General features: G+C 68.4%; 15 protein-coding genes. 11 read left to right on the top strand and 4 right to left on the bottom strand.

What is annotated here, in order from left to right:
• Positions 1-20: 20 nt before the first annotated feature.
• The 11 genes from ispG (at position 21) to ACOGW9_RS10445 (ending at position 13,614) form a co-directional block, all read left to right on the top strand.
• Positions 21-1,232, top strand: a complete 1,212-nt coding sequence (gene ispG / locus ACOGW9_RS10395) for a flavodoxin-dependent (E)-4-hydroxy-3-methylbut-2-enyl-diphosphate synthase (protein WP_419910947.1) — start codon at positions 21-23, stop codon at positions 1,230-1,232.
• A 173-nt stretch (positions 1,233-1,405) separates the two neighbouring features.
• Positions 1,406-2,074, top strand: coding sequence for a ribosome maturation factor RimP (gene rimP / locus ACOGW9_RS10400; RefSeq protein WP_419910949.1), 669 nt, complete (start codon positions 1,406-1,408; stop codon positions 2,072-2,074).
• A complete protein-coding gene (nusA, locus tag ACOGW9_RS10405) occupies positions 2,071-3,366 on the top strand; it encodes a transcription termination factor NusA (protein ID WP_419910951.1) in 1,296 nt (431 codons plus the stop codon). The genes rimP and nusA overlap by 4 nt, the downstream gene beginning before the upstream one ends.
• Positions 3,367-3,453: 87 nt before the next feature.
• On the top strand, positions 3,454-6,273 hold the full coding sequence (gene infB / locus ACOGW9_RS10410; protein WP_419910953.1) for a translation initiation factor IF-2: 2,820 nt from the start codon (positions 3,454-3,456) through the stop codon (positions 6,271-6,273).
• A 5-nt stretch (positions 6,274-6,278) separates the two neighbouring features.
• Positions 6,279-6,689, top strand: a complete 411-nt coding sequence (locus ACOGW9_RS10415; RefSeq protein ID WP_419910955.1) for a ribosome-binding factor A — start codon at positions 6,279-6,281, stop codon at positions 6,687-6,689.
• Positions 6,689-7,552 carry a tRNA pseudouridine(55) synthase TruB gene (gene truB, locus ACOGW9_RS10420; RefSeq protein WP_419910957.1) on the top strand — a complete coding sequence of 288 codons (864 nt, stop codon included), beginning with the start codon at positions 6,689-6,691 and terminating at the stop codon, positions 7,550-7,552. The genes ACOGW9_RS10415 and truB overlap by 1 nt, the downstream gene beginning before the upstream one ends.
• Positions 7,553-7,614: 62 nt before the next feature.
• A complete protein-coding gene (locus ACOGW9_RS10425) occupies positions 7,615-8,559 on the top strand; it encodes a bifunctional riboflavin kinase/FAD synthetase (protein WP_419910959.1) in 945 nt (314 codons plus the stop codon).
• A gap of 123 nt (positions 8,560-8,682) precedes the next feature.
• Positions 8,683-8,955 carry a 30S ribosomal protein S15 gene (gene rpsO / locus ACOGW9_RS10430; protein ID WP_419910961.1) on the top strand — a complete coding sequence of 91 codons (273 nt, stop codon included), beginning with the start codon at positions 8,683-8,685 and terminating at the stop codon, positions 8,953-8,955.
• A 32-nt stretch (positions 8,956-8,987) separates the two neighbouring features.
• Positions 8,988-11,516, top strand: a complete 2,529-nt coding sequence (locus ACOGW9_RS10435) for a polyribonucleotide nucleotidyltransferase (protein WP_419910963.1) — start codon at positions 8,988-8,990, stop codon at positions 11,514-11,516.
• Positions 11,517-11,596: 80 nt separating this feature from the next.
• The gene (gene dapB, locus ACOGW9_RS10440) at positions 11,597-12,364 is read left to right on the top strand and encodes a 4-hydroxy-tetrahydrodipicolinate reductase (RefSeq protein ID WP_419910965.1); all 768 of its coding nucleotides are present in this window, start codon (positions 11,597-11,599) and stop codon (positions 12,362-12,364) included.
• Positions 12,365-12,435: 71 nt separating this feature from the next.
• Entirely contained in the window at positions 12,436-13,614 is a 1,179-nt protein-coding gene (locus ACOGW9_RS10445; protein WP_419910967.1) for a sulfite oxidase, read from the top strand.
• A gap of 38 nt (positions 13,615-13,652) precedes the next feature.
• Here the strand turns inward: ACOGW9_RS10445 and ACOGW9_RS10450 are convergent, their stop codons facing one another.
• The 4 genes from ACOGW9_RS10450 to ACOGW9_RS10465 form a co-directional block, all read right to left on the bottom strand.
• The gene (locus ACOGW9_RS10450; protein ID WP_419910969.1) at positions 13,653-15,404 is read right to left on the bottom strand and encodes a ribonuclease J; all 1,752 of its coding nucleotides are present in this window, start codon (positions 15,402-15,404) and stop codon (positions 13,653-13,655) included.
• A complete protein-coding gene (gene dapA, locus ACOGW9_RS10455) occupies positions 15,401-16,285 on the bottom strand; it encodes a 4-hydroxy-tetrahydrodipicolinate synthase (RefSeq protein ID WP_419910971.1) in 885 nt (294 codons plus the stop codon). Before dapA ends, ACOGW9_RS10450 begins: the two co-directional genes overlap by 4 nt.
• 71 nt (positions 16,286-16,356) lie before the next feature.
• Entirely contained in the window at positions 16,357-17,151 is a 795-nt protein-coding gene (locus ACOGW9_RS10460; RefSeq protein ID WP_419910973.1) for a transcriptional regulator, read from the bottom strand.
• Between the two features lie 7 nt (positions 17,152-17,158).
• Positions 17,159-18,784 (bottom strand): long-chain fatty acid--CoA ligase, encoded by a 1,626-nt coding sequence (locus tag ACOGW9_RS10465; RefSeq protein WP_419910975.1) that lies wholly within the window; start codon positions 18,782-18,784, stop codon positions 17,159-17,161.
• Positions 18,785-18,794: the final 10 nt, after the last annotated feature.

The raw sequence follows: 18,794 nt of genomic DNA on the forward strand, positions 1-18,794 counted from the left end.
GCCCCCATGAGCCCGCCGCTATGAGCCCGCCCCGCAGCTACGAGCGACACCGCACACGGCAGGTGCACGTCGGCGGAGTCCCCGTCGGGGGCGGTGCGCCCATCTCGGTGCAGTCGATGACCACCACCAAGACCTCTGACGTCGAGGGCACCCTTGCCCAGATCTACGCGCTGGCCGGTGCGGGGGCCGACATCGTCCGCTGCACCGCCAACGACGTCGCCGCTGTCGAGGCACTCGCTCAGATCGTTCCCCGGTCGCCAGTTCCGCTGGTCGCCGACATTCACTTCCAGTACCGGCTCGCGCTGGCTGCACTCGATGCCGGGGTCGCCTGCTTGCGGTTGAACCCCGGCAACATTCGCAAGCCGGACCAGATTCGTGCGGTAGCCACCGAAGCGGGCGACCGCGGTGTGCCGATTCGCATCGGCGTCAATGGCGGCTCGCTCGACCCCGATATCGAAGCCCGATTCGGCATGACCCCGGAGGCGCTGGTCGAGTCCGCCAAACGCGAACTTGGCTATTTCTCCGAGGTGGGCTTCAGCGACGTCAAGATCTCGGTGAAGGCCAGCGATGTGACGTTGATGGTGGAGTCCTACCGGATGCTTGCCGACGAAGTCGATTTTCCCCTGCATCTTGGCGTCACCGAGGCGGGGCCCCCGCCCGCCGGTCTGGTCAAGGCCACAGCGGGCATCGCGACCCTGCTGAACGAGGGCATCGGAGACACCATCCGCTACAGCCTGACAGCCGACCCGGTCGAAGAGGCAGCGGCGGGCCGGCAGTTGCTGGAGGCGCTGGGGCTGCGGGAACGAACCGGCACCGATCTCGTCGCCTGTCCCTCCTGCGGCCGGGCCGAGGTCGATGTGATTGCCGTCGCGCACGAGGCCCAAGAGGCGTTCGCCGATCTCGACCTGCCCGTGCAGGTCGCGGTGATGGGATGTGTGGTGAACGGGCCAGGCGAGGCTCGCAGCGCCGACTTGGGCATCGCGGCGGGACGCGCGCGGGGGCACCTGTTCGTCAAGGGACAGGTGGTCGCCGTGGTTCCTGAGGACGGCATGGTTGACGCGCTCGTGAGTTGGGCCAAGGTCGTGGCGGCCGACGGTGCCGATGCGGCGCTCGCGCGGGCTGAGAAGGGTGCGGCCGACGCAGCCGAAGCCGACCGTGTGGCGCTGATCAGCGCCCAGGGCGACGACGTCAACCACGCGGCCGAACGAGTTGCCCTCATCCGGCGCCGGTAGCCCTCAAGACGCTGGTCGAAGGCGGTATCTGAGCTTCCGAACTCACTGGTAGCGTGGGTCTTTCAGGACAGTTTCGGCTGGTCATGGGCTCTGCGCATGCGCTTCGGCTGCAAGCGCTCATTCCGCAGGCACAGCCCCACGTCGGCCGAGGCGAAACGGACAGGGAGGTTGCGATGACGGACACTGCTGCGGCCTCGCGCGCCCCCGAGACAGACGAGACAGAACAGCCGACTGTCGGCCACGGTGTCCACCCGTCGACCATCGCCGAGCTCGCAGGTCCCATTGCAGACGAGGTGGGTTGCGCCCTGTACGACGTGCAATGGCGGGGCGGGACGCTGGTGGTGCTGGCTTCGGCAGCCGCCGGGGGAGCGGTCGGCGTCGAAGAGCTCGGCCGGCTCAGCCGCCGGCTGTCAGCAGAGCTGGATGCCGCAGACATGATCGAGGGCCGGTACGTGCTCGAGGTCTCCAGCCCCGGACTCGAGCGCAAGCTGCTGCGCCCGGAGCACTTTGCGGGTGCCGTAGGCGAGCGGGTCGTGATCCGCACCAGCGAGTCTCCCCGGCGACGCATCGTCGGCGAGATCACCGGCGCCGATGCCAGCGCGGTCTGCGTGCAGGTCGAAGAGCTGTCCGTCAGCGCCGAAGGCGCCCAATCCGGCAGCGCCGAAGGCGCCCAGCAGGCCCAGCCCGGGCCCATCGGCCAGCCGATGACGGTGCCCTACAACGACATTTCCAAGGCGCGCACCACCTTCGAGTGGGGTGCGCGGCGGCCGTCCAAACCCGGGCCCGGCGCCAACAGCCACAGCAAGTCCGGCAGCACACCGAGAGAAAGGCAGCGACAATGAACAGCCCGGAGATCATGGAAGCGCTCCAGGCACTCGCCGCCGAGAAGGGCATGACCACCGAGGTGCTGCTCGAAGCCGTCGCGAACGGCCTCGAATCGGCCTACAAGCGCCGCGAGGGCTCCGCCGAGCAGGCCTACGTCATCATCGACGAGTCGTTCAACATCACCGTGTATGCGCAGGAAGTCGACGAGCTCGGCAACGTGATACGAGAATGGGACGACACGCCGCACGACTTGGGTCGCATCATCGCCCAGACCGTGCGCCAAGTGCTCAACCAGCGCATTCGCGAGGTCGAGCGCGACATGAAGTACGACGAGTACGCCGGGCGCGAGGGTGACATCGTCACCGGCATCATCCAGCAGAACGATGCGCGCTACACCCTGCTCGATCTCGGTCGCGTCGAGGCGCTGCTTCCCCAGTCCGAGCAGGTCCCCTATGAGCGGCCCGAGCCGAATAGCCGCCTCAAGGCGTACATCGTCGAGGTCCGCAAGACGGCCAAGGGCCCCCAGATCGTCGTATCACGCACGCATCCCGGTCTGATCCGCGAGCTGTTCAAGCTGGAGGTTCCTGAGATCTCCGACGGCGTCGTGGAACTGAAGGCGTGCGCCCGCGAGCCGGGTCATCGAACCAAGATCGCCGTATGGTCCAATGACCCCAATATCGACCCGGTCGGTGCGTGCGTGGGCGCGCGCGGCAGCCGCGTGCGCCAAGTGGTGAACGAGCTGCGCGGCGAGAAGATCGACATCGTCCCGTTCTCTGACGACTTGCACGATTTTGTGGCCAAGGCCCTGTCCCCGGCGAGGGTCCGCGAGGTTCGCTTTCACTCCGAGCGAGGTGTCGCCGAGGTGATCGTGCCCGATCACCAGCTGTCGTTGGCGATCGGCCGTGAGGGCCAGAACGCACGGTTGGCTGCGCGGCTCACTGGCTGGCGCATCGACATCAAGAGCGAGACCCAGATCGCTGAGGAGGAAGCCGGCTATGGCGGCGAGGACTGGGCCGAGGGCGAGTGGGTGACCGACCCCGAGACTGGTGAGCAGACCTGGGTCCCGGCCGATGGCAGCGAGGCGATCACTGCCGGGCAGTGGTCTGAAGCAGTCACCGAGCAGGCTGAGGTTGACTCCACCGCCGACGGCGCTCCCAACGGTGACCCCGCTGTCGCCTCCGAAGCGGCATCCGATGCTGGCCCCGAAGGTGCGTCCGACGCCGCCGCCGAAGAGGCTGCCGTCTCGGAGGTCCCTGTAGAGGCTCTCACCGACCCCAGTACCCTTCGATCGGACCCGGCGACGTCCTGAGGCCGATGGCCCTCTTCGTCGCGTCCCCGTTACCTTCCGTCAGCCCCGCCGGGCGACGCACCAGAATCCGACAGAAAGACCGACCGCTTGCCGAAGAAAGTCCGTGTGCACGAGCTCTCCAAAGAGCTGGGCATGACGCTCACCGAGGTGCTCGACGTGTGCGAGTCGCTGGGCATCGGGGTGAAAACGCACTCGTCCAGCATGGAAGACGCTCAAGCGGACCGCGTCCGACGGAAGGCGGCCCGCGAAGGACTGATTCGCGACGAGCCGCCCCCTGAGGCAGCCAAGGCACGCAAGGCGCCCGCCAAATCGACGGCTGGAGCCGAGCGTTCGCCTCAGCGCGCCCGAACCCCCTCGTCACGGCGTACGGCGACCGCCGAGACCGCAGACAGCCCGACTCCAGCCCCGGCTCGACCGGCCCGCCGCCCCGCTCCGCCTAAACCGTCCCCTGCCGAGCCCGAGCCCCAGGCGCCCGCCGCGGCCGCTGAGGCTCCCGCTGCGAGCGTGCCAGTTCCGGCCGAAGCTGACGACGCCGCTGCACCGGCCCCGCCGGGCATGCCCCCGCCCGACGTGCCCCCGCCGCGGCGCCTTGTCACCTCCAGCGGTCACGAATCCGCTCGCCCCATCCTGCCGCCCCAGCGTCCAGCGCCGCGCATCGACGAGCCGCCCGCCCCGCGCGGGCCTGCACCCCCAGATGCGATCGAACCGAGCCTGCCGCCGCCACCCCGTCTGCCCGAGCCGCCTAGGTCGACTGACGGCCGCCCCATACCGCCACCCCCGGCTGCACCCCGATCTGGTTCCGGCAAGCCGATCCCGCCGCCCCCGGGGCCGCCCCGCACATCGGCACGCTCAGGCGGCCCCTTCCGGACCGGGCCGCCCGGCGGCTTCCGTCGACCAGCCTCCGGGGGAGGCGAGCGTGGACGCGTCGGCGCGCCACCAGCAGCTGGAAGGCCCCACCCTGGCGCCGCTCCAGGTCGCCCCGGCGGACCTCCCGGCGGCCGACCAGGCGGACCGCGTGGCGGCCCCCCGAGGGGTCGCGGCCGCCCGCGACGTCGCCGTCGTCGCCAGCGCGAAGAACTGCAGCCTCAGCAGCTCACGGCTTACACCCCGGTCGATGCACCCGTCCCGGAGGGCGAGATCGTCGTCGAGCGCGGCTCCACGGCTCAAGACGTCGCATCCCGGCTGAACCGCTCGGCCGCCGACATCGTGCGGTTCCTGCTGCAGCAGGGCGAGATGGTGACCGCCACCCAGTCGCTCAACGACGACATGATCGAGCTCTTCGCCGCCGAGCTGGGCGCGGAAGTGCGCATCACCGAGCCCGGTGCAGAGCAGGAAGAGGAGCTGCTGCGGGCTCTTGAGGTAGACCTCGCCGAAGGCGGGCAACACACTCGCCCGCCGGTGGTCACCGTCATGGGCCACGTCGACCACGGCAAGACGTTGCTGCTCGACCGCATCCGCTCGGCGAATGTCGTCGAGGGCGAGGCCGGCGGCATCACCCAGCACATCGGCGCCTACCAGACCATGCGCGGCGACCACCCGATCACGTTCATCGACACGCCCGGCCACGAGGCGTTCACCGCAATGCGCGCCCGGGGTGCGCAGGCCACCGACGTGGTGGTGCTGGTGGTTGCGGCCGATGACGGAGTCATGCCGCAGACGGTGGAGGCCATCGATCATGCGCGGGCGGCTGATGTGCCGATCATCGTTGCGATCAACAAGATGGACCGCCCCGGCGCCGATCCTGAACGCGTCCGCGCCCAGCTGGCCGAACGGGGCTTGGTCCCCGAGACCTACGGCGGCGAGGTGATCACCGTTCCCATGTCGGCTATGACCGGTGACGGGATCGACGAACTGCTCGACCAGATACTGCTGGTCGCGGAACTCGAGGAGCTCACTGCGGATCCGACCGGCCGCGCTGTGGGCATCGTTCTCGAAGCGCATCTCGATCGTGGCCGCGGGCCTGTTGCCACGGTGGTGGTGCAGCGAGGCACGCTGGCTGTCGGCGAGCCGATGGTCGCGGGCGCAGCGTGGGGCCGGGTGCGCGCAATGACCGACGATCGGGGCAATCCGCTCACCGAGGCGGGCCCGTCCGCGCCGGTGCAGGTGCTCGGTCTGGGAGAGGTGGCCCGCGCCGGCGATCTGTTCGTGGTGGCGCCAGACGAGAAGACCGCCGGCAAAGTGGCCGAGACCCGCGAGCATTGGCAGCGCCAGGCCAGCCTGGCCGGTACTGCGGGCGGCAGCGGCGGCGGGGCGAAGCTGGAGGACATCTTTAAGCAGGTGCAGGCTGGCGAGACAGCCACGCTCAACCTCGTGCTGAAGGCCGATGTCCACGGGTCGCTCGAAGCAGTGACCGACAGCCTGCGCAAACTCGAACGCGACGACGTCAAGCTCACCTTCGTCAGCCGCGGCGTCGGCGGGATCAATGAGAACGACGTGCAGCTCGCGGCGGCGTCGGAGGCCACGATTATCGGTTTCAACGTGCGACCCGATCGCAATGCGCGTCAGGCCGCCGAGGCTGAGAACGTCGAGGTCCGCCTCTACGAGATCATCTACGACCTCATCTCCGACGTGCAGAACGCCATGGTCGGCTTGCTCGAGCCCGAATTCGAGGAGGTCGTAGTGGGCGAAGCGCAGGTGCGCCAGGTCTTCCGCATCTCCGGTGTGGGTCCGGTGGCCGGCTGCGTGGTCGAGCACGGCAACGTGCGCAGCGGTGCCAAAGTCCGATTCTTGCGAGACGGCACGATCATCTGGAAGGGCTCGATCTCCTCGCTGCGTCACTTCCAGGACGATGTCGCTGAAGTGAGCGCGGGCATGGAGTGCGGTATCGGTTTGAGCGATTTCTCCGACCTCAAAGAGGGCGATGTGATCGAGACCTACACCGAGCGCGAGATCGCCCGCGTCGCCTGAGAGACATGGCTCGTCGCCCCCGCAGCCGGAGGCGCTCGATGCCGACTGCACACCGGTACGAGCGCACTGATCGCGTCGGGACGCTGGTGCGCAGCGTCGTGGCGTCGGAGATGGAACGGCTCGACGAAGCGTTCGAGGGCGTCGTCATCACCGGCGTGGATGTGGACCGTGAGCTGACTTTGGCCGTCGTCCACTACGACGTGCGCGACCCCGATGACGACGATGCGGCAGCGGCGGCATTCGACGAGCACCACCACCGCCTGCAGCGCGCCCTGGGCGCCCGAACGAGCTTGCGGCGGACGCCGACGCTGCGTTTTCGGCGCGACTACTCGGCGGTCGAGGCCGAACGCATCGACGACCTGCTGGCAGGCATCGCCGCCGAGCGGGACGAGCCCGACGAGCCCGACGAGCGCTGATGGCGCGACGCCGTCCCCCGACCGTCCATGGCGCGCTCATCGTCGACAAACCGGCGGGACCTACGTCCCACGACGTGGTCGCCATGGCCCGCCGCCGCTTCGGCGAGCGCCGCATCGGGCACGCCGGCACGCTCGATCCCTCGGCCACCGGCGTGCTCGTGATCGGCATCGGAAACGCCACCCGCTTGCTGCGCTTCGCCACCGCGGGCCGCAAGACCTACGAGTGCGACATCGTCTTCGGCGTCACCACCAGCACGCTGGATGCGGCCGGCGAGACCGTTGCGACCCATGACATGCGCCTCGACCCCGCCGGGGTCGCCAGCGCGGCGGCGGCCTTCGTCGGCACGATCTCGCAGCTGCCACCGATGGTGTCCGCCGTGCGTGTCGGCGGGCGCCGGCTGCACGAGATCGCCCGCGCCGGCCAGACCGCGGCACGCAAGCCGCGTGAGGTCAAGGTCTACCGCTTCGACGCCCGCCCCACCGACGATCCGCTGGTCTACCGGGCTCATGTCGAGTGTGCTGCAGGCACCTATGTGAGGTCACTCGGTGCCGACTTGGGCGCCGCACTCGGCGGGGGCGCGCATGTGCGATCGTTGCGGCGGACGCGCAGCGGTGCCTTCACCGAGTCCGAGGCGGCACCGGTTACCGACGCCGCGCTGCGCGAGCCCGCAGAACTCGTACGGGATCTCGGCCAGATTCGCCTGAGCTCCGATGAAGCGGCTCGGGCCCGCAGCGGAGCGCACCTCGAGGCTGATCGCTACGACGGTGTGGGGCCGTGGGCGCTCGTCGATCCTGACGCAGCGCTCGTCGGGGTGCACGAGCGAGTCGGCGACCGGCTGCGCGCCACGGTGCTGGCGTTCTGAGCCGGCCTGTCGGACTCCCGTCGGCTACGTCAGGCCGGTCCGGCGACAGTAGCGTTGGGCTCATGGAGGTCATCCGCGATCTGGACTGGTGTCCGGTGCTCGACCACGGCAGCGTGGTGACCGTCGGCGAGTACGACGGCGTCCACCGGGGGCACCGCACGGTGATCTCCGAGATGCACCGACTGGCTGCAGAGCGAGGTTGCTCGACTGCGGTCGTGACCTTCGATCGGCACCCGGCCACGGTGGTCCGACCCGAATCGGCGCCCAAGCTGCTGTGCGATCTCGACCACAAACTCGAGCTGCTCGCCGAGACCGGCGTGGACTACACGCTGGTCGTCACCTTCGACGAAGCCCAAGCTGCCGTGCCCGCTGAGGAGTTCGCGCACGTGATCTTGGTCAACTGCCTGTCTGCCCGGGCTGTGGTGGTCGGCGCCGACTTCCACTTCGGCAAGGGACGGCGCGGCAACATCGAGACGCTGCGTCAAGTGGGCGCCAGCTACGGCTACGAGGTGGTCGGTCTGCCGCTCGTGAAGCAGATGACCGGCGACGGCGATGTCATTTCATCGACGTCGATTCGCGAAGCGCTCGCGGCGGGTGACGTGGAGCGGGCGCACCGGCTGCTGGGGCGTCCTTTCGAGGTGCGCGGCACCGTGACAGTCGGCGACCGGCGCGGTCGACAAATCGGTGTGCCGACAGCCAACCTGCCCACCACGCCAGACCTGCAGATCCCCGCCGACGGGGTCTACGCGGCCTGGTACGCACGCCCCGACGGCGCGCAGTATCCCGCGGCGGTCAACATCGGCCGTCGCCCCACCTTCTACGACTTCGCCGAGCGCTCGCTGATCGAGGCGCACCTGATCGGGTTTCGAGGCGATCTCTACGACGAGACGGCCAGGCTCCGCTTTGTGCGCAGGCTGCGGCCCGAGCGGCGATTCGACGGCATCGACGAGCTGAAAGCCCAGCTTCGCCGCGACATCGAAGACGCCGCGAAGTGCCTGCACACCTGACTCGCTGGTAGCCTGCACGGCTGACAAGAGACAGAAGATCACGGCTGGGTTGTCCGGCCGGTTCGTCGCAGCAGGCCTCCCATCGGCTCTGCGACGGCAACACAGAGGGAATACAGCAAAGGCATGAGTGCCAAGAGATCGAGTCCAGCGGCCACGCTGATCGACGGACACCGTCATCACCCGGCCGATACCGGATCGCCAGAGGTGCAGGTGGCGCAGTTGAGCGCACGCATCGAGCACCTCACCGAACACCTCCAGACCCACCACAAGGATCACCACAGCCGCCGAGGGCTGTTGAAGCTCGTCGGACGTCGGCGCAGGTTGCTCGACTACCTGAACGCCAACGACGTCGAGCGGTACCGGGCTTTGATCGCAAAGCTCGGCCTCCGGCGCTGACCACCGATCCCCACCCCACAACAGGAGCAGACATGGCTGAAGCCATTTCGGTCACCGGTCCCATCGCGGGCACCGACAAGACCATCACCTTCGAGACCGGCGTGCTTGCCGGGCTCGCAAACGGGGCGGTCACGTCCCGCATCGGCGACACACAAGTGCTCGTCACCGCAACCGCGTCGAACCGCCCACGCGACGGCGCATCGTTCTTCCCGCTCACCGTCGACATCGAGGAGCGCATGTACGCAGTGGGCCGGATTCCCGGCTCATTCTTCCGGCGAGAGGGGCGTGCGTCCGACGACGCGATCCTCACGTGCCGGCTGATCGACCGGCCGCTGCGGCCGAACTTCCCGGGCGACTACCGCCACGACACCCACATCGTGGGCACGATCCTCGGCGCCGACCACGTCAACCCGTACGACTTGGTGGCGCTGAACGGGGCGTCGGCCGCCCTGTGGCTGAGCGGCATCCCGTTCGACTGCCCGATCGCTGGCGTGCGGATCGCCTACTCCACCGACGGCGAGTGGATCCCCTTCGCCACCCACGAAGAGTCCGAGGCCGCCACGTTCGAGATGGTGGTGGCCGGTCGCCAGCTCGACAGCGGCGACATCGCCGTGATGATGGTGGAGGCCGGTGGCACCGAGAAGGCGTTTGAGTACTACGCCGAGGGCGCGCCGAAGGTCACCGAGGACGTGCTTGCGAGCGGTCTCGAAGCCTCCAAGCAATGGATCGACGACATCATCGAGATGCAGAAGTCGCTGCGCCGGCTGGTCGAGGAGCAATCCGGGCCGATCTCGGTGATGGAGTACACGTCCAGCAAGGACTACTCCGACGAGGTGCTCGATCGCGTGCGCGAGGTTGCGAGCGATCGCATGCGTGAGGTGATGGCCATCGCCGACAAGGCCGAGCGCGAGGCCGCCCAGTCTGAGACCAGCAGCGCCGTAATCGACGAAGTCGCAGCAGAGTTCGCCGACCTCGACGGTGCCAAGGATCAGATCCGTGAAGCCGTCAGGTCGCTGTCGAAGGAGATCGTGCGGGAGCGCATCGTTGCCGACGGCTTCCGTATTGATGGACGCGCTACAGATGAGGTCCGGCCGCTCTCGTCAGTTGCTGGTTACCTCGGCCGCACCGCTCACGGATCGGGCCTGTTCCAGCGCGGCGAGACCCAGGTGCTGAACGTCACCACCTTGGCGATGTCGCGGATGGAGCAGATCGTCGACACCCTGAATCCTCAGGACCGGCGCCGGTTCATGCATCACTACAACTTCCCGCCGTTCTCCACCGGCGAGGCCGGCTTCATGCGGGGCCCCAAGCGGCGCGAGATCGGCCACGGCGCACTCGCCGAGCGAGCGATCTTCCCGGTCATCCCGTCCAAGGAAGATTTCCCGTACGCGATCCGGCTGGTGTCTGACGTGCTCACGTCCAACGGATCCACCTCCATGGGTTCCGTGTGCGCATCATCGCTGTCGCTGATGGATGCCGGCGTGCCGATCGTGGACCACGTCGCCGGCGTGGCGATGGGCCTGGTGTATGCCGACGGCAAGTACGTGACGCTCACCGACATCCTGGGTGCCGAAGACGCCTTCGGCGACATGGACTTCAAGGTCGCCGGCACCGAAGACGCCATCACGGCACTCCAGCTCGACACCAAGATCGACGGCATTCCCGCCGAGGTGCTTGCCCAAGCGCTGCAGCAAGCCCGGCAGGCTCGCCTGCAGATCCTCGACGTCATGCGGGCTGCGATTGCCGAGCCGAGGCCCGACGTGGGCGAGACCGCGCCGAAGATCACCAGCTTCGAGATCCCGATCGACAAGATCGCCGAGGTCATCGGACCGCGGGGCAAGGTCATCAACTCCATCCAGGAGGAGACCGGCGCCGACATCAACGTGGACGACGATGGCACCGTGGGCACGGTCAGCATCGGCGCTACCGACCGTGAGGTCGTTGAAGAGGCCGAGCGGCAGATCCGGCTGATCGTCAACCCGCCGACGCCCGACGTGGGTGCCACCTACGAGGGCCGCGTGGTCAACATCACCAAGTTCGGCGCCTTCGTGAACGTGCTGCCCGGTACCGACGGCTTGCTGCACATCTCCAAGCTGGGTGGCCGTCGGCGGCTGAACTCGGTCGAAGAAGTGCTCGAGCTCGGCGATGTGGTCAGCGTGATCGTCGAGGAGATTGACCCCAACGGCAAGATCAGCCTCTCGCCGGCCGATCCGACGCAGGTCGGCGGCTCGGAGGGCGACGCCGACGGGGCGGACGACGGCGCGCCGCCGCGGCGTGAACGCGGCCGCGACCGCGACAGGGGCGGCAGCGGCAACGGCACACGCCGGTCCCGCACGCCGGTGGCCGCCGCAGTGCCGGCAGGCGATGGTGCAGACGCACCCGCTGCCGCCGCCGACGGCGATGACGACGCCGGCGCCGCATCGGCACCGAGCGGCACTGCCCGTGAGGACGTCTCGTTCGGCGAGCACTTCGAGCAGATCGCCAAGGACGTCTACGGCGACCTCGGTCCTGAGCTCGAGCAGTCCGGACGGGGATCAGGCCGCCGCCGCGGCCGCCGTTGAGCGGGTTCCGCTCGCCGGATAGGTCGTGCGGCCGTCCGCCACACAACGAGGCGTTCTGACCCGCCACTAGCGTGACCATCGTGAAAGTGCTGGTGTTCGGCGCGGGTGGACGGATGGGCGCCACGGTGTGCGAGGCCGTGGCCGCCGATGCCGATCTGGAACTTGCAGCCGGTGTGGACCCAGGTGCGCCGGGCCAGCGCGACGTCACCGGCAGCATCGACATCGTGGCGTCGGTCGCCGACATCGACCCGGCGGGCGTCGACGTGGCTGTCGACTTCACCGTTGCCGCTGCGGCCCGCGAGAACTTGGCATGGTGCGCGGAGAACGGTGTGCACGCCGTTGTCGGCACCAGCGGCCTCGATCCCGACGACTATGAGCGGTGCCGGGCCGCATTCACCGCCAGCAATTGCCTCATCGCCCCGAACTTCGCCATCGGTGCGGTGCTCATGATGCGCTTTGCCGAGCTCGCCGCTCCGTTCTTCCCGACGGCCGAGGTCATCGAGCTGCATCACGACAACAAGGTGGATGCACCCTCTGGCACCGCCATGCAGACTGTGCGTGCCATGGCAGAGGCCTCCGATGACTGGGGGCCGGACCCCACCCGTGACGAGGTGGTGCCGGGCGCCCGCGGCGGCAAGGGCCCCGGCGGCATTCCCGTTCACTCCGTCCGGCTGCGGGGGCTGGTGGCGCACCAGCAGGTACTGCTGGGCACGGCCGGCGAGACGCTCACCATCCGCCACGACAGCCTGGATCGGGTGTCGTTCATGCCGGGCGTGCTGCTCGCCTGCAAATCCATCGGTGACTACCCGGGCGTCACGGTCGGCCTCGATACGTACCTGCAGCTCTAGTTCGTGCGGGGCCAATGGTGACCGGGGCCGCGCAACCTCGACCGCTCTGGGAGTTCGCCCACGAGCGGGGGATGAGCCGCCGCCGGTTCCTCTGGCTGCTGTCGGCCGGCGGGGCATCGGCAGTGCTGGCCGCATGCACGGGCACACGGGTTCCGGCTGAGACGCTGGCGTCGACGGCCCCGGCCGTCGGGACGGCGCCATGGTTCAAGGATCCGGCGCCGTTCATCGTGCGCGGCACCGCAGGCCTCGAATCCCGTCTCGAGAACATGGACGGGCCGATCACGCCGGAGCGGTTCTTCTTCGTGCGGAACAACTCGGTCAGCCTCGATGTCGGCGTCGATGGCTGGTCGCTGAGCATCACCGGCGACGCCGTGCCCTCCGAGCTTGAGCTGTCTTATGAAGACGTGCTCGCCATGGAAAGCCGCACACTGGAGGCGTACCTCGAATGCGCCGGCAATCACCGGGCCATGTTCGACGTGGTCAATGGCCAAGCAGCCGAGGGCACGCAATGGGGCACCGGAGCTGTCGGCAACGCCACCTGGACCGGGGCACCGCTCGCAGACGTGCTGGGCGCGGCGGGCATCAGCGACGACGCCGTCAGCGTGATGCTGATCGGTATGGATGTCGACTCGCCCGAGGCGGGCTTCCGCCGCGTGATCCCCATCAAAAAGGCAATGGACCCCGACACGCTGCTGGTGCACGGCATGAATGGCGCCACGCTGCCGCGAGACCACGGCTACCCGCTCCGGGCAATCGTCCCGGGATGGGTGGGCAGCACGAGCATCAAGTGGCTCAGCCGCATCGTGGTATCGACAAATCAGCAGTGGGCGCGCAACAACACCACGTCGTATGTATTGATTGGCGATGCGTACCCGCCCGAAGGGCAAGCCGAAGGAAAAGTGGCGACCACCCAGACCATCAAGAGCGCCCTCGCGCTGCCATGGCCGGCCGAGCTCGATGCCGGCGAGCACCGCATCGGCGGCTACGCCCATTCCCCGGCAGGCAGGATCGCCGCGGTCGAATGGAGCGACGATTCGGGCAATTCGTGGCAGGAAGCGCAGCTCGTCGGCCCCCAGGCGCGCCTCGGCTGGGCCCGATTCGAGTTCACCTGGGAAGCGTTCAGCGGCCGCCACACCGTGATGACTCGGGCCACCGATACCGCCGGCAACACCCAGCCCGGCCTGGTCCCCTACAACCTCAAGGGCTACCTCTTCAACCAACCAGTGCCCCACCCCATCAATGTCGTGTGACCCCGGCTAGGCGCACCTGAGGTACTGCTCGACTGCGATCAGGTGAGGGGGATCACGGTGGCGGAGATAGCGGGGCGGCGACGGGTGCGGTTGCCGACGAAGCGACCGGTGGCGCGGCGCACCACACGCTCTATCTCGTCTGGATCGGGGCTGGGCCGTGATCCCTTGACGGCCTGTTCGACGGCCTGGGCGATGTCGGTGGCGAGGGCTTCGACCACCTCGGCGTGCTTGGTCACGTCGAGCCAGCCTCGTGAGGCGATGTCGGGTGTCGCCGCCAGACGGCCCTTGCGGTCGAGCACGACGGTTACGTGTACGAATCCCGCCGTGAGGGCCAAGCGCTCGTCGATGACTTCGGTGTCGGGATCGTCGAGCGTCCCGTCCACGTAGTGGTAGGGCGCCGGAACGCCGGCGCGGACTTGGAGCTCGTTGCCCTTGAGCGTGATCTGGGCGCCGTCGGTCAGCGTCAGCACCCGCTTGGCCTTCATCCCCACCTCACGGGCAAGTCCGGCATGGCGGGCCAGCATGTGGAACTCGCCCTCGATCGGCACGAACCAGCGCGGGCGGCATGCCTGATGCAGCTCGCGTAGCTCGTCGCGCTGGGCGTGCCCGGACGTGTGCACCAACTCGTGCCCGTCGTGGATCACCTCGGCACCCTGGCGGGCCAGTCGCGACACCATGCGGAACACGGCTCGCTCGTTGCCCGGGATCGGGTGGCTCGACAGGATCACCGTGTCGTCGGCACCGGTCGTCACGTCGGAATGCGCTCCGCCGGCGATCTGCGACAGTGCCGCGCCGGGCTCGCCCTGGCTGCCCGTGCAGACGATGCAGACTTCGTCGGGATTGAAGCGGTCGAGCTGCTCGACACCGAACAGCGCACGGTCTGGAACATCGAGCACGCCGAGCTGGCGTGCGATGCGGACGTTGTTCACCATCGAACGACCTACCGGGACCACCACGCGACCTTCGGATATGGCGGCGTCGCAGATCTGCTGGACCCGGTGCAGATGGCTGGCGAAGCAGCTCACGATCAGTCGCCGGTCCGGGCGCTCGCTGAACAGCCGCCGCAGCGTTGCGCCGATCTCGGTCTCCGACGCGCTGCGGCCCGGCCGGTCGGCGTTGGTGGAATCGGCCATCAGCAGGGCGATGCCCTCGTCGCCCAGCCCCCGCAGGCGCTCGAGGTCGGTCAGCCGACCATCCACCGGAGAGGGGTCGATCTTGAAGTCGCCCGTGTGCACCAGTGCGCCGACCGGCGTGTGCAGCACGATGCACAGGCTCTGGGGCACCGAGTGGGTGATCGGCAGTGCTTCGACATCGAACGGACCGATCTTGCGGCGCTCGCCGTCGCCGATGACATGGAATGACGTGCGGTCTGCCAAGCGTGCCTCGGTCACCTTGTGCTCGGCGAGTGCCATAGACAGGGCCGACCCGTACAGAGGAACCTCAATGTTGCGCAGGAAGTGCGGCACGCCGCCGAGGTGGTCCTCGTGGCCGTGCGTGACCACCAATCCGACGATGTCGCCCGCACGCGAGTTGAGCCAGCCCATATCGGGCAGCACATGCTGCACGCCGGGCATGACCGCCGGGTCAGGAAACATCACCCCGAAATCGATGACGAGCAGCTTGCCGCTCTGCTCGACCACGGTGCAGTTGCGCCCGACGTCGCCCAGCCCACCCAGGAAGGTGACGGTGACCGGCGACGAGCCGCTGTGCTGCTTGCTGCGGCTGTTGCGCCGCCTGCGCGACCGACTGCTGCCTCTGCCGCTGTCCGTAGCGGACCCGGGCGCGCTCAAGTCTGCTTCAGCCGGGCGTAGACCTCTCGGGCGCGGTCTTCCAAACCGTCGGGTGTCGGACCCATGGGCAGGCGGGGCTCGCCGACTGGCAGTCCCAGCGTGCGCAGCATGGCTTTGGTGGGCACAGGGTTGGGTGCCTCGTCGCCGGTCTCGAAGTCGTAGCTCTCGAGCAGGGCGGCGTTGATCTCGCGGGCCTTGGTGGCGTCGCCTGCATCCCAGGCGTCGAACATGGCGACGTGCTCGGGAATGCTCCAGTGCGCCGCCACGCTGATCACGCCCACCGCGCCGACGGCCAGCAGCGGCAGCGTGAATGTGTCGTCGCCGCTGTACACCTCAAAGCCTTCCGGGGCTTCGGCGATGACCTTCGCCGTCTCGCCGGGGTTCCCGGCGGCGTCTTTCACCGCCACGATGTTCGGGATCTGCGCCAGCTCCAGCAGCGTGGGCGTGTTGATCTTGCGCCCCGTGCGCACTGGGATGTCGTACATGACGATCGGCAGGTCGGTGCACTCGGCCACGGCGGCGAAGTGCGCTGCGATGCCAGCCTGCGAGGGCCGGTTGTAGTACGGCGTCACAGCCAGGATGCCGTCAACGCCCAGCTCTGCAGCCTTGCGGGTCTGGCTCACCGAATGAGCCGTGTCGTTGGTGGTGGTGCCGGCCACGACCGGCACCGTGACGGCCTCCGCCACCGCGCGCCAGAGTTCCCAATCTTCCTCATCGGTGATGGTGGGAGCCTCACCGGTCGTGCCGGTGATCACGAGACCCTCGGCGCCCTCGCCTACGAGCCAGCGGGCCAGCGTCACCCCAGCATCCACGTCCAGCGATCCATCTGCCGCGAAGGGCGTGATCATCGCCGGAACCACTCGTCCGAATCGCGCGCTCATGCTGTCGAGACTACTGCCGTGCCCTGACCACGCTGGTCTTGATTTTCCTGCGTGCGGACGCCGTAACCGCCTCAGACGCTGCCTTCGTCGGCCCGGTTGATGCCGAGCGTGGCCAGCAGGTCCTCGTGCAGCTCGAACCACACCGTGTGATAGCTGGGGATCATCGGCTTGGTGAGATAGTCCAATTCGCCGGCCTGCAGCCGGCTGAGCGCCTCGGCGAATCTGGGCGCGTAGTTGTCGTAACGGGCCATCGCGCTGCAGAGTTGGTCGAGCACCCCGCCGAGCTCGCCGTGCAGATCCCCCAGCCGGCTGATGATGGCCGCGTCGTACTGCGGGTCGCCGTGGTCATTCAACCGCCCGCCGTCTCCCGGACCGGCATCTGCCGCTGCGGGATGATCTTCAGGAAGCACCTGCCAGTCGGTGCACAGCTGCAGCATCTTGGGGTTCAGCGCCAGGAATTCCCGGTAGGCCGTCGTGACGGCGTCGCGGGCACCGGCCCCATCCAGCTCAGCGGCCAGCGCGGTCTCGCCGTCGTCGCGGCCGGTTGGGGTGAGGATGAACTTCGGCACCCCGCCGACCTCGCGGAACATGCAGTGCCCGGCAGCGTCCAGCTCCGCCAGCAGCCACTCGGTGTCGTCGGGCTCGAGCCCGTGGATCGCAGCGACGTCATCGATCTCGCCCAGACCCTTCAAGCGCAGGGCCAGCCAAACGAGCAGGCGCGGTTCGGAGCGGTGTGGACCGCTCGCATCAGACTCGGAGCGGTGTGGACCGCTCGCATCAGACTCGGAGCGGTGTGGACCGCTCGCATCAGACTCGGAGCGGTGTGGACCGCTCGCATCAGACTCGGAGCGGTGCGGAGTGCTCATGCCCGGCTCACTCCACCACGAGATCGGCGAAGCGATCCCGCAGCGTCTTCTTGGAGAACTTGCCGGTCGAGGTCTTCGGGACCTCGTCGATGATCTGGGTCGCGCTCGGCAGCCACCACTTCGCCATCCGCGGCGTCAGGTACTCGATGAGTTCGTCGTGGGTGATCGTTTCGCCCTCGACCGGCACCACGCAGGCCATGGGCCGCTCCATCCAGCGGTCCGAGGCAACGGCGACCACCGCGGCCTCTGCCACCTTGGGGTGGCTCATGATCTCGTTCTCCACCTCGGCCGAGCTGATCCACTCGCCGCCGGACTTGATGAGATCCTTGGTGCGGTCCACGAGGCGGATGTAGCCGTTTGGGTCGCAGGTGGCCACGTCGCCAGTGCGAAGCCAGCCGTCCTCGGTGAATGAGTCTGCGGCGTCGGGCCGGTTGTAGTACGAGCCGGTCACATACGGGCCGCGGACGTGCAGCTCGCCGGACGACTCGCCGTCGCGGGGCAGCTCATTGGTGGTGTCGGGCTCGCAGATGCGGAACTCCACGGTCGGCAGGATCGTGCCCACGGTGGTGCGCAGGTCGGCCTTGGCATCGTCGTCGAGGCCCTGCTGTCCGGAGCGGATATGCGCGATCGAGCACAGCGGGCTGGTCTCGGTCATGCCCCACGCCTGCAGGATCGGCAGCCCCACCGCCTCCCGGTATCCCTCAGACAGCGCCTTGGGCACCGCCGAGCCGCCGCAGGGGATGGCTCGCAGGCTGGACACGTCGCGCCCTTCGAGCTCGCCCAGCACGCCCATCCAGATCGTGGGAACCCCCGCAGCGAGCGTGACCCGCTCGGTCTCGATCAGTTCCGCCAGCGGCTTGGGCGCCAAGTTCGGGCCGGGATTGACGAGCTTGGCCCCGGCGGCCACCGCCGCATGGCTCAGCCCCCAGCTGTTGGCGTGGAACATCGGCACCACCGGCATGACCACATCGCTCTCGCACACTCCGGCCGAGTCGACGAGCATCGCCGCGAGGGTGTGGAGGTAGGTGGAGCGGTGGCTGTACACCACGCCCTTGGGCTCGCCGGTAGTGCCGCTCGTGTAGCACATGGAAGCCGCTTGGCGTTCGTCGGCGACGCGGAACCCCGCCGGCGACGCGGCCGCCAGCAGCTCTTCGTAGTCGACGATGCGCGGATCGTCGGGAATCTCGGGTCCGGTGCTGCTGCCCGAGTCGTCCATCACGACGACGTGGCGGACCGTGGCCATCTCGTCCACCAGCGGCCACAGCAGGGGCAGCAGCGAACGGTCGGCGAAGATCACCTCGTCCTCTGCGTGATTCGCGATGTAGGTGACCTGCTCGGCGAACAGCCGGATATTGAGCGTGTGCAGCACCCGGCCCGAGCAGGGCGCAGCGAAGTACAGCTCGAGATGACGGTCGGTGTTCCAGGCGAACGTGGCTACGCGGCCATCCGCGGAGACGCCGAGATCGTCGAGTGCACCGCCGAGCAGCCGAGTCCGCTCAGCCCAGCGCCCGTAGTTCGTGCGCTCGATGCCGGTTGCGGTGGCAGTCACCAGCTCCTTGTCCGCGAACAGCGTCTCGGCGCGTTCGAACAGCGGGTCCAAGGTGAGCGGCACGTCCATCATCGTCGATTCCATGACGCCGCAG

The organism is Candidatus Poriferisodalis sp., from assembly GCF_965203655.1.
Lineage (GTDB): Bacteria > Actinomycetota > Acidimicrobiia > Acidimicrobiales > Poriferisodalaceae > Poriferisodalis.

What these genes read in the sequence shown, in the direction of transcription:
- ACOGW9_RS10425 (WP_419910959.1), top strand. Translation starts at nt 7,615, where the DNA reads ATGGAGGTCATCCGCGATCTGGACTGGTGTCCGGTGCTCGACCACGGC.
- ACOGW9_RS10460 (WP_419910973.1), bottom strand. Translation starts at nt 17,151, where the DNA reads ATGAGCACTCCGCACCGCTCCGAGTCTGATGCGAGCGGTCCACACCGC.
- rpsO (WP_419910961.1), top strand. Translation starts at nt 8,683, where the DNA reads ATGAGTGCCAAGAGATCGAGTCCAGCGGCCACGCTGATCGACGGACAC.
- rimP (WP_419910949.1), top strand. Translation starts at nt 1,406, where the DNA reads ATGACGGACACTGCTGCGGCCTCGCGCGCCCCCGAGACAGACGAGACA.
- ACOGW9_RS10435 (WP_419910963.1), top strand. Translation starts at nt 8,988, where the DNA reads ATGGCTGAAGCCATTTCGGTCACCGGTCCCATCGCGGGCACCGACAAG.
- truB (WP_419910957.1), top strand. Translation starts at nt 6,689, where the DNA reads ATGGCGCGACGCCGTCCCCCGACCGTCCATGGCGCGCTCATCGTCGAC.
- ACOGW9_RS10415 (WP_419910955.1), top strand. Translation starts at nt 6,279, where the DNA reads ATGGCTCGTCGCCCCCGCAGCCGGAGGCGCTCGATGCCGACTGCACAC.
- nusA (WP_419910951.1), top strand. Translation starts at nt 2,071, where the DNA reads ATGAACAGCCCGGAGATCATGGAAGCGCTCCAGGCACTCGCCGCCGAG.
- ACOGW9_RS10465 (WP_419910975.1), bottom strand. Translation starts at nt 18,784, where the DNA reads ATGGAATCGACGATGATGGACGTGCCGCTCACCTTGGACCCGCTGTTC.
- ACOGW9_RS10445 (WP_419910967.1), top strand. Translation starts at nt 12,436, where the DNA reads ATGAGCCGCCGCCGGTTCCTCTGGCTGCTGTCGGCCGGCGGGGCATCG.
- dapA (WP_419910971.1), bottom strand. Translation starts at nt 16,285, where the DNA reads ATGAGCGCGCGATTCGGACGAGTGGTTCCGGCGATGATCACGCCCTTC.
- ispG (WP_419910947.1), top strand. Translation starts at nt 21, where the DNA reads ATGAGCCCGCCCCGCAGCTACGAGCGACACCGCACACGGCAGGTGCAC.